This window comes from Mycobacteriales bacterium (assembly GCA_035995165.1).
GTDB lineage: Bacteria > Actinomycetota > Actinomycetes > Mycobacteriales > CADCTP01 > CADCTP01.
On the sequence record DASYKU010000154.1, the window covers coordinates 16691 to 27255 of the forward strand.

Consider the following 10565-nt stretch of genomic DNA (forward strand, 5'->3'; position numbering starts at 1 on the left):
GGGAAACCTTTCGCCCGGTCGGCTCGTTCGCCGGGCGATGAACCCTGCTCTCCTGCGCCGCCGCGGTGCCGTGCTGGCCGTCGCCGCCGCGCTCGCGGCCGGCTGCACGGGTTCCTCCGGTGCGTTCATCGACGCCCGCTCCAGCGCCCCGGCCCCGTCCTCGGGGAGCGCCGCCGACTCCTGCCCGAGCTCGTACGCGGCCCCGGACCCGGACCGGCCGAAGATCACCCTGAACTTCGACCTGGCCGACGACCTGCGCACGGTGACCGGCCGCGAGGACGTCACGTTCACCCCGGACCTGCCGGTCCGCGAGCTGGTCTTCCGGCTCACCCCGAACACCGACCCGTCGGTCCGGCAGGGCAACAGGATCCAGGTCACCGCGGCGACCGCGACCCCGGGCGGCGCGCCGTTCCGGTTCGAGCGGGCCGGTGTCACCGCCGGCACCCAGGGCGGCCTGCTGATCCTGCCGCTGTCCGGTGAGGTGCCGGCCGGCCGGCGGACCACCGCGCACCTCGAGTTCACGCTCACCCTCGGGGACGGCGCGTTCGACCGGTTCGGCCGGGTCACCGACTACGCCTGGTGGGGCAGCGGCGCGCCGCTGCTGGCCTGGGAGCGCGGCGTCGGCTGGCACGAGGAGCCGATGCTGGAGTTCACGGCCGAGAGCGCCACCAGCGAGGCCGCGAACGTCGACCTGACCGTGACCGCGCCCGCGAAGTACACGGTGCTGTCCAGCGGCACCCAGGACGACCCGGCCGACGCGGGGAACGGCCGCCGGCGCTGGCACGCGGTGGCCGACCGGGCCCGGGACGTCAGCGTCGCGGTCGGCCCGTTCCGGACCGCGAAGGGGACCGTCGGCGGCACGACCGTGCTGGTCGGGACCCCGCCCGCGACCAGCCCGGCGGCGCTGCTGAACGAGGCCGAGCGCGGCGTCCGGGAGCTGTCGGACCGGTTCGGGCCGCCGCCGTTCCCGGTGATCAACCTGGCCCGGCTGCCGATCGGTGGCGGCGGCATCGAGTACCCGGGCTCGATCCTCATGCTCGACGACAGCCGTACGGTCGCCGTGCACGAGCTCGCGCACCAGTGGTTCTACGCGATGGTCGGCAACTCCCAGGCCCGCGATCCCTGGCTGGACGAGGCGTTCGCGACCTTCGCCGAGGCCGAGATCGACGGCCCGGGCGGCGGCGGCTCCCAGGGCGGCCTGCGGCTGCCGGGCCGGGTCGGCGACTCGACCACCCACTACGGCTCGGACGAGGCCAGCTACTACTCGACGACGTACGGGAAGGGCGGCGCGGCCCTGCTCGCCGCCCGCACGGCCGGCCCGGCGGCGAAGTTCGACGCCGCCCTGCGCTGCTACGTCAACGCCAACGCCTGGCGGATCGCCGAGCCGGGCGACCTGGCCACGGCGCTGGCGGGGCTGCCGGCGTCGCTGAAGGTGCTGCGCGCCGCCGGCGCCCTGCCCTAGCGGGCCTCGGCGGCCAGCTTCTGGATCCGGGTCACGCCCTCGGCCAGGTCGTCGTCGCCCAGCGCGTACGACATCCGGAAGTAGCCCGGGGCGCCGAAGGCCTCGCCCGGCACCACCGCGACCTCGGCCTCGTCCAGGATCAGGTCGGCCAGCTCGGCGCTGGTCCGCGGGGTCCGGCCGCGCAGCTCCCGGTCCAGCAGCCCGCGCACCGACGGGTACGCGTAGAACGCACCCAGCGGCTCCGGGCACTCGACCCCGGGCACCTCGCGCAGCATCCGCACGATCGTCTCCCGGCGCCGGTCGAAGGCCGCCCGCATCTCGTGCACGGCGGTGAGGTCGCCGCTGACCGCGGCCAGCGCCGCCCGCTGCGAGACGTTGGCGACGTTGCTGGTCAGGTGGGACTGCAGGTTGGCCGCGGCCTTGATCACGTCGGCCGGGCCGATCATCCAGCCGACCCGCCAGCCGGTCATCGCGTACGTCTTGGCCACCCCGTTGAGCACCACGCACCGGTCGGCCAGCTCGGGCACCACGGTCGGCATCGAGACGTGCTGCGCGTCCCCGTACGTCAGGTGCTCGTAGATCTCGTCGGTGACGACCCAGACGCCGTGCTCGACGGCCCAGCGGCCGATCGCCTCGACCAGCGCCGGCGAGCTCACCGAGCCGGTCGGGTTGGACGGCGAGCAGAACAGCAGCACCTTCGTCCGCGGGGTCCGGGCCCGCTCCAGCTGCTCGACGGTGACCTGGTAGTCCGTGGTCTCGTCGGCCGGCACCGGCACGGCCACCCCGCCGGCCAGCCTGATCGCCTCCGGGTACGTCGTCCAGTACGGCGCGGGCAGCAGGACCTCGTCGCCCGGGTCCAGCAGCGTGGCGAAGGTCTGGTAGACGGCCTGCTTGCCCCCGTTGGTGATGAGCACCCGGGCGGCCGGGACCTCGAAGCCGGAGTCGCGCGCGGTCTTGGCCGCGACCGCCTCGCGCAGCTCGGGCAGGCCGGCCGTGGGTGTGTAGCGGTGGTTCCGCGGATCCCGGCAGGCCGCGGCCGCGGCCTCGACGATGGCAGCCGGCGTCGGGAAGTCCGGCTCACCGGCGCCGAAACCGATGACCGGGCGGCCCGCCGCCTTCAGTGCCTTGGCCTTGGCATCCACGGCCAGCGTCGCCGACTCCGTGATGGCCCCGATACGGTCCGAAACCCGTGCTCCCATGTAGTCATAATCGCAGAACGTGGTCAGCGGCCCGCCCGTCCCCCGCGACTTTGAGCCCGGGCGGAACAACGCGTAGACTCGCCGACCTGGGGTGACAGGCCCCTGCGCCAGCATGGGCAGGAGCGGTCGTCCGGAGGGGCGTAGCTCAATTGGAAGAGTCCCGGTCTCCAAAACCGGTTGTTGCAGGTTCAAGTCCTGTCGCCCCTGCGCTCGGTGGTGCCACCCGCGCCGCCGGTCAGCACGTACGTCGACCGAGGAGACCCTCGTGAGCAGCTCCACCCGGACGGACGCCTCCGACGCCAGGCCGCCGAGATCGTCGCGGACGACCACGCGCCGTGGCGGCCCGGTCGCTCGGCTGTCCCGGTTCTTCCGTGAGGTGGTCGCCGAGCTCGCCAAGGTCATCTGGCCGACGCGCAAGGAGCTGGTGACCTACACCGCGGTCGTGATCGTGTTCGTCTCGGTCATGTGTGCGCTGGTGACGGGTCTGGACATCGGCTTCGGCAAGCTCGTCACGTACGTGTTCGGCTGACGCCCCGGCGTCACCCGCAGCAGTTGACCCGGCCCCGACGTGGGCCTGCCCGAACGGAAAGTGAGTTACCGCGTGTCCCAGTTGGACGAGACCGGCCTCCCCGCGGAGGACGATCGGCTCGAGGATCCCGAGGCGGCCCTGCCCGCTGCGGACATCGACGCCGGCGACCCCGCGGCGACCGACGCCACGGGAGACGAGATTCCGCTCGACGCCGAGCCCGCCGACGGCGCCCTGACCGCCGAGCCGGTGGTCGACGAGGCCGCTGACGGCGCGACCGCCGGGGTCGAGGAAGAGGACGAGGACCCGGCCGAGGAGCTGCGGCGTGCGCTGCGCACCTCGATCGGCGACTGGTACGTCGTCCACTCGTACGCGGGCTACGAGAACAAGGTGAAGACCAACCTGGAGAGCCGCATCGCCTCCCTCGACATGGAGGACTACATCTTCCAGGTCGAGGTGCCGACCGAAGAGGTCACCGAGGTCAAGAACGGCAAGCGCCAGCAGATCCTGCGCAAGGTCTTCCCGGGCTACATCCTGGTGCGGATGGACCTCAACGACGAGTCCTGGGGCGCGGTGCGCAACACCCCCGGCGTCACCGGCTTCGTCGGCGCCACCTCGCGGCCGTCGCCGCTGACGGTGGACGAGGTCGTCAAGATCCTCGTGCCGGCCACCGAGAAGAAGGAGGCCCGGCCGCAGATCCGGGTCGTCGACTTCGAGGTGGGCGAGTCGGTCACCGTCATGGACGGCCCGTTCGCCACCCTCCCCGCAACGATCAGCGAGATCAGTGCCGACGCGCAGAAGGTCAAGGTGCTGGTCTCGATCTTCGGGCGGGAGACGCCCGTCGAGCTGTCCTTCAGCCAGGTTTCCAAGATCTAGAAGAGAGAACTACGTGCCCCCGAAGAGGAAGCTCACTGCAGTCATCAAGCTGCAGATCAAGGCCGGTGTCGCGACGCCGGCGCCGCCGGTCGGCCCCGCGCTGGGCCAGCACGGCGTGAACATCATGGAGTTCTGCAAGCAGTACAACGCGGCGACCGAGTCGCAGCGCGGCCAGGTCGTCCCGGTCGAGATCTCCGTGTACGAGGACCGCTCGTTCACCTTCGTCACCAAGACCCCGCCGGCGGCGCGCCTGCTGCTCGCGGCGGCCGGGGTGGAGAAGGGCTCGGGCGAGCCGCACAAGACCAAGGTCGCCTCGGTCAGCCGGGCCCAGGTCCGCGAGATCGCGCAGACGAAGCTGCCCGACCTCAACGCCAACGACCTGGACCACGCCGAGCGGATCATCGCCGGCACCGCCCGGTCGATGGGCATCACCGTCAACGACTGAACGTTGTACGGGCAGACAGCAGTACGTGGGAGGGCCGGCACGGCCGGCTCGCTCTGACCACAGGAAGAGAGCGCACGTGAAGCACGGCAAGGCATACACGAAGGCGGCGGAGCAGGTCGACAAGACCAAGCTCTACGCCCCGCTCGAGGCGGCCCGGCTGGCCCGGGAGACCTCGACCACCAAGTACGACGCGACCGTCGAGGTCGCGATGCGGCTGGGCGTCGACCCCCGCAAGGCCGACCAGATGGTCCGCGGCACGGTCAACCTGCCGCACGGCACCGGCAAGACCGCCCGGGTGATCGTCTTCGCGTCCGGTCCGAAGGCCGCCGAGGCCGAGGCCGCCGGCGCGGACGTGGTCGGCGCGGAGGACCTCATCGCGCGGGTGCAGGAGGGCTTCCTGGACTTCGACGCGGCCATCGCCACGCCGGACCAGATGTCCAAGGTCGGCCGGATCGCGCGCATCCTCGGCCCCCGCGGCCTGATGCCGAACCCGAAGACCGGCACCGTCACGATGGACGTGGCCAAGGCCATCGCCGACATCAAGGGCGGCAAGATCACGTTCAAGGTGGACAAGCAGTCCAACCTGCACCTGGTGATCGGCAAGGCGAGCTTCCCGGTCGAGAAGCTGGTGGAGAACTACGCCGCCGCCCTCGACGAGGTCCAGCGGGCCAAGCCGTCCGCGTCCAAGGGCAAGTACCTGCGGAAGGTCACCTTCGCCACCACCATGGGCCCGGGCATCCCGGTCGACCCGAACGCGATCCGCAACCTGCTCGTCGAGGAGCAGGCCGGCTAGTCAGCAGCGCACCCAGCGCACCCAGCGCCCCCGGTCCCGACGGACCGGGGGCGCTGTCGTTCCCGGTCCCCACGGGACCGGGAGCTGTAGCTCCCGTTCCCGGTCCCGGGATCGGGGCTGCCGTACTCGTCCCGGCGGACCGGAGGTGCCGTCCGTTCCCGGGTCTGGACCGGGCTCTAGGCTCGCGGGGGTGAGACGCCGCGGGGGTGGTCCGGCCTGGGTCGCGATCGTGCTGTTCGCGGCCGGGTGTTCCGGCGGGTCGGCGGCGGCGCCGAGCCCGGTCCCGACCACCACGGCCCCGCCCTCGACTGCCGCGCCCTCGCAGTCCGCCGCGCCGTCGCGGACGGCCGTGCCGTCGGAGCAGACGGCGGTGACGATCGGCTGGTCCGGCGACGCCGTCCCGGCCAGCGTCGACTCCGGCCTGCCGCCCGATCCGGCCCGGCTGCTGGCCGGCGTGACCCCGCTGACCCGCGCGCCGGACGTCATGATCGGCAACCTCGAGGGCACGCTGACCGACCACGCCGGCGACTCGAAGTGCCGGCCCGGCCGGACCGACTGCGTCGCCTTCCGGGCCCCGCCGGCGTACGCGTCGCTGTTCGCCCGGGCCGGCTACGACGTGCTCAGCCTGGCCAACAACCACGCCCACGACCACGGCGAGGCCGGGCTGGCGCAGACCCGGCAGGTGGTGCGGGCGGCCGGGATGGCGACCACCGGCGGCCCGGCCGAGGTCGCGGTCCGGACCGTACGCGGCGTCCGGGTGGCCGTCGTCGGCTTCGCCCCGTACGGGTGGGCCGCCCCGCTGAACGACCCCGCCGCGGAACGGGCGCTCGTGGCCCGGGCCGCGGCGCAGGCCGACATCGTCGTGGTGGTCTTCCACGGCGGGGCCGAGGGCTCCGGCGCGCTGCACGTGCCGACCGGCCGGGAGACCGCGTTCGGCGAGGACCGCGGCGACCTGCGGGCGTTCGCCCGGATCGCGGTCGCGGCCGGGGCGGACGCGGTCCTCGGCGCCGGGCCGCACGTGGTCCGCGGGGCCGAGGTGGTCGGCGGCCGCCCGGTCGCGTACTCGGCCGGCAACCTGGTCGGCTACCGCGCGCTGTCCACGGCCGGCGTCACCGCCACCACCGCGATCCTGCAGCTCACGATCCGGGCCGACGGCAGCTGGGCCGGCGGCGTCCTGCACGCCACCCACCAGGTCCCACCCGGGTACGCCGAGACCGACCCGGCCCGCACCGCGATCGCCCTCGTCGCCCGCCTGTCCCGCGAGGACTTCGGCCGCACCGCGGTGCGCATCGACCCGAACGGATCCCTCCGCCCACCCGCTTGACCTGCGCCGGTCCGGCGGCGATGCACCGCGGGCGAGGCATGGTGCGAGACAAGGTACAGTCGTGTCCGAAGTTCCTACCGATGACCGCCGGCCGCTGGCTCGCCAGCCGAAGGCCCCGTCGCGAGACGGGCGACCCGCGCAGGATGGACGGTGTCGCCGCGGCTCGCGCCGCGTCCCGCCCCGTGCGCCCTGCGCCGGGGCGTCTCTCGTGACAAGGGCCCGGATACCGGCCCGAGTACGAGAGAGGAGGCACGTGGCGAACCAGGAGAAGACCGCGGCGGTCGCAGAGATCACCGAGCGGTTCCAGGACTCGTCGGCGGCGGTGCTCACCGAATACCGCGGGCTCACGATGGCGCAGATGACGCAGCTGCGCCGCTCGCTCGGCAGTGACACGACGTACGCGGTCGTGAAGAACACGCTGACCAAGCGGGCCGCGGCCGAGGCCGGGTTCCCGGTCACGGACGAGCTGCTCACCGGCCCGACCGCGATCGCCTTCATCAAGGGTGACCCGGTCGAGGCGGCCAAGGGCCTGCGCGACTTCTCGCGCACGAACCCGCTGCTCGTCATCAAGGGCGGTGTGCTCGACGGCAAGTCGCTCACCCCGGCCGAGGTGCGGCAGCTGGCCGACGTCGAGCCGCGCGAGGTGCTGCTGGCCAAGCTGGCCGGCGCCATGAACGGCTCGCTGTCCAAGGCGGCCGCCCTGTTCCAGGCCCCGCTGTCGCAGGTCGCGCGGCTCGCCGCCGCCCTGCAGGAGAAGAAGGGTGCCGACGAGACCGAGGCACCCGCCCCCGACACCGCCGTCTCGGCGACCGAGTAAGTAGAGAGAGGACCCGCCGACATGGCGAAGATGAGCACTGACGACCTGCTCGACGCGTTCAAGGAGATGACGCTGCTCGAGCTGTCCGAGTTCGTGTCGCAGTTCGAGGAGACCTTCGGCGTCACCGCGGCCGCCCCGGTCATGGCCGGCCCGGTCGGTGGCGGCGGCGCGACCGCCGACGCTCCGGTGGTCGAGGAGCAGGAGGAGTTCGACGTCATCCTCGAGGCCGCGGGTGAGAAGAAGATCCAGGTCATCAAGGAGGTGCGCGCGCTGACCAGCCTGGGCCTGAAGGAGGCCAAGGACCTGGTCGACGGTGCGCCGAAGCCGGTGGTCGAGAAGGCCAACAAGGAGACCGCCGAGAAGGCGAAGGCTCAGCTCGAGGGCGCGGGCGCGACCGTCACGCTCAAGTAGTCCAGCTGGTCCACCACGACTGCCCCGTCCGGTCCGCCGGGCGGGGCAGTCGTGTGCCCGGCGACCGTCCGAAAGGTTTTCTGTCCCGCTCCGTAACCACTCTCGGACGCCGTCGTCGACGGGGACGCGGGGGTGGTGGCCCGGTGCCCCTACCGCGCCGACGGGGTGGCGCGGTGCGGGCACCGGCCTCCCCCTGCCGCGGGATCCGGGCCGTGAGGGACGGCCCGGCCCCGCCGCCCGAGCCGGGCGGTCGGGGGCGTGGCCCGACCCACGCTCCCCGACTGCCCGCCCAGCCGGTCACCCGGTCGGGTGGCTCGGGACCGGGGCCAAGATCCCGTCACCGGGCGGGCACACCGCGTACCGAACCGGCGAAACGGGCCGCAACGCCCGGGCGAAGCCGGGAAAACGGGCCCGGTAGCGGTCGGTAACTACCTCGCTGAGCTGGGCTTATGGTCCCTCGTGCGGGGTCGGCCGGAAGCCCGCGGGACACGCCGCACGGCACGCTCTTGACGTCTCGCGCCCGGCGAGTCAGGCTGACGCACGAAGTGGACGTCAAGAGAAGGGCGGCGGCCTCGACAGCAGTGTGCGTTTAGCCTACACTGCTAGTTTGCGCTGCCCTCTGACGTTCCACTCGACTTCAGGGCTCCTGCCCGGGCCGAGTCCAGGACGTCCGAGGCTGCGCGCGCACTGACGGCGCCTGTCCTTGGAAGGACGCATCTTGGCAGTCTCTCGCTCTGACACTGGCACGACCACCCTCCCCGAGCGCAAGAGGATCCCCGGCTCTCCGAACCGGATCTCCTTCGCCAAGATCCGGGAGCCTCTCGAGGTTCCCAATCTGCTCGCCCTGCAGACCGACTCCTTCGACTGGCTGGTCGGCAACGACAAGTGGCGCGCCCGGGTGGCAGACGAGACGGACCCGCGTTCGGGCCTGGATGAGATTCTCGGCGAGATCTCGCCGATCGAGGACTTCTCCGGCTCGATGTCGCTGTCCTTCTCCAATCCTCGATTCGAGGATGTGAAGGCCTCCGAGGAGGAGTGCAAGGACAAGGACATGACGTACGCGGCTCCGCTGTTCGTCACGGCGGAGTTCATCAACAACACCACCGGCGAGATCAAGAGCCAGACGGTCTTCATGGGTGACTTCCCGATGATGACCGTCAAGGGCACCTTCATCATCAACGGCACCGAGCGCGTCGTCGTCTCCCAGCTGGTGCGCTCGCCGGGTGTGTACTTCGACCGCAACCTCGACAAGACCTCCGACAAGGACGTCTACAGCTGCAAGGTCATCCCCAGCCGGGGTGCCTGGCTGGAGTTCGACGTCGACAAGCGCGACACCGTCGGCGTCCGGATCGACCGCAAGCGCCGGCAGCCGGTCACCGTGCTGCTCAAGGCCCTCGGCTGGAACGCGGATCGCATCCGCGAGCGGTTCGAGTGGTCCGAGACGCTGCTGGCCACCCTGGAGAAGGACCACATCCAGACCCAGGACGAGGCGCTGCTCGACATCTACCGCAAGCTGCGCCCGGGCGAGCCGCCCACGCGCGAGTCGGCCCAGACCCTGCTGGACAACCTCTTCTTCAACCAGAAGCGGTACGACCTGGCCAAGGTCGGCCGCTACAAGGTCAACAAGAAGCTGGGCGTCGGCCTGCCGGTCAACCAGGGCGTGCTGACCGAGGACGACATCGTCGCCACGATCGAGTACGTGGTGAAGCTGCACGCGGGGGCCGAGGACGTCGGTGTCGACGACATCGACCACTTCGGCAACCGGCGACTGCGCACGGTCGGCGAGCTGATCCAGAACCAGATCCGGGTCGGCCTGTCCCGCATGGAGCGCGTCGTCCGCGAGCGGATGACGACCCAGGACGTCGAGGCGATCACGCCGCAGACGCTGATCAACATCCGGCCGGTCGTCGCCTCCATCAAGGAGTTCTTCGGCACCAGCCAGCTCTCGCAGTTCATGGACCAGACCAACCCGCTGGCCGGGCTGACGCACAAGCGCCGGCTGTCCGCGCTGGGTCCGGGTGGTCTGTCCCGGGAGCGGGCCGGCTTCGAGGTCCGCGACGTGCACCCCAGCCACTACGGCCGGATGTGCCCGATCGAGACCCCCGAGGGTCCGAACATCGGCCTGATCGGCTCGCTCGCGTCGTACGGGCGGATCAACGCGTTCGGCTTCGTCGAGACGCCGTACCGCCGGGTGACCGACGGCCGGGTGACCGACGAGATCGACTACCTGACCGCCGACGAGGAGGACCGGTTCGTCATCGCGCAGGCGAACGCGGTGCTCGACGCCCGGGGCAACCTGACCGAGACGCGGGTGCTGGTCCGCCGCAAGGACGGCGAGGTCGACTACATCCCGCCGTCCGAGATCGAGTACATGGACGTCTCGCCGCGGCAGATGGTGTCGGTCGCGACCGCGATGATCCCGTTCCTCGAGCACGACGACGCGAACCGCGCGCTCATGGGCGCGAACATGCAGCGGCAGTCCGTGCCGCTGCTGCGTTCCGAGGCGCCGCTGGTCGGCACCGGGATGGAGCTGCGGGCCGCGGTCGACGCCGGTGACGTGATCATCGCGGAGAAGGCCGGCGTGGTGGAGGACCTCTCCGCCGACTACTGCACGGTCATGGCCGACGACGGCACCCGCCAGACCTACCGGCTGCACAAGTTCCGCCGCTCCAACCAGGGCACCTGCATCAACCAGAAGGTCCTGGTCGACGA

At 71.7% G+C, this 10565-nt stretch carries 10 protein-coding genes and 1 tRNA gene; 10 read left to right on the forward strand and 1 reads right to left on the reverse strand.

All coding sequences use genetic code 11. The features are described from left to right. The first annotated feature begins 37 nt into the window (after positions 1–37). The gene (locus VGP36_25355) at positions 38–1462 is read left to right on the forward strand and encodes a M1 family aminopeptidase (protein ID HEV7658041.1); all 1425 of its coding nucleotides are present in this window, start codon (positions 38–40) and stop codon (positions 1460–1462) included. Here the strand turns inward: VGP36_25355 and VGP36_25360 are convergent. Further along, positions 1459–2661 (reverse strand): pyridoxal phosphate-dependent aminotransferase, encoded by a 1203-nt coding sequence (locus VGP36_25360; protein ID HEV7658042.1) that lies wholly within the window; start codon positions 2659–2661, stop codon positions 1459–1461. The two genes, VGP36_25355 and VGP36_25360, sit on opposite strands and share 4 nt — an antisense overlap. Positions 2662–2795: 134 nt before the next feature. Here VGP36_25360 and VGP36_25365 point away from each other — a divergent pair. The 9 genes from VGP36_25365 to VGP36_25405 form a co-directional block, all read left to right on the forward strand. Further along, positions 2796–2868: transfer RNA gene (locus VGP36_25365), tRNA-Trp, on the forward strand. A 58-nt stretch (positions 2869–2926) separates the two neighbouring features. Next, the gene (gene secE / locus VGP36_25370) at positions 2927–3190 is read left to right on the forward strand and encodes a preprotein translocase subunit SecE (GenBank protein HEV7658043.1); all 264 of its coding nucleotides are present in this window, start codon (positions 2927–2929) and stop codon (positions 3188–3190) included. Between the two features lie 138 nt (positions 3191–3328). After that, positions 3329–4063, forward strand: coding sequence for a transcription termination/antitermination protein NusG (nusG, locus tag VGP36_25375; protein ID HEV7658044.1), 735 nt, complete (start codon positions 3329–3331; stop codon positions 4061–4063). Positions 4064–4076: 13 nt separating this feature from the next. Continuing rightward, positions 4077–4508 (forward strand): 50S ribosomal protein L11, encoded by a 432-nt coding sequence (rplK, locus tag VGP36_25380; GenBank protein HEV7658045.1) that lies wholly within the window; start codon positions 4077–4079, stop codon positions 4506–4508. Between the two features lie 76 nt (positions 4509–4584). Then, complete coding sequence (rplA, locus tag VGP36_25385) at positions 4585–5301, forward strand: 50S ribosomal protein L1 (protein ID HEV7658046.1); 717 nt, start codon at positions 4585–4587, stop codon at positions 5299–5301. Positions 5302–5491: 190 nt separating this feature from the next. After that, on the forward strand, positions 5492–6625 hold the full coding sequence (locus VGP36_25390; GenBank protein HEV7658047.1) for a CapA family protein: 1134 nt from the start codon (positions 5492–5494) through the stop codon (positions 6623–6625). Positions 6626–6878: 253 nt separating this feature from the next. After that, the gene (gene rplJ, locus VGP36_25395) at positions 6879–7442 is read left to right on the forward strand and encodes a 50S ribosomal protein L10 (GenBank protein ID HEV7658048.1); all 564 of its coding nucleotides are present in this window, start codon (positions 6879–6881) and stop codon (positions 7440–7442) included. A gap of 21 nt (positions 7443–7463) precedes the next feature. Continuing rightward, positions 7464–7853 (forward strand): 50S ribosomal protein L7/L12, encoded by a 390-nt coding sequence (gene rplL, locus VGP36_25400; GenBank protein ID HEV7658049.1) that lies wholly within the window; start codon positions 7464–7466, stop codon positions 7851–7853. A gap of 715 nt (positions 7854–8568) precedes the next feature. Next, a partial coding sequence (locus VGP36_25405) for a DNA-directed RNA polymerase subunit beta (protein ID HEV7658050.1) occupies positions 8569–10565 on the forward strand: 1997 nt, incomplete at its 3' end.

Bases quoted from the DNA above. Each gene is read 5' to 3' on its own strand.
- VGP36_25355 (HEV7658041.1), top strand. From the start codon at position 38: ATGAACCCTGCTCTCCTGCGCCGCCGCGGTGCCGTGCTGGCCGTCGCC.
- VGP36_25360 (HEV7658042.1), bottom strand. From the start codon at position 2,661: ATGGGAGCACGGGTTTCGGACCGTATCGGGGCCATCACGGAGTCGGCG.
- rplL (HEV7658049.1), top strand. From the start codon at position 7,464: ATGGCGAAGATGAGCACTGACGACCTGCTCGACGCGTTCAAGGAGATG.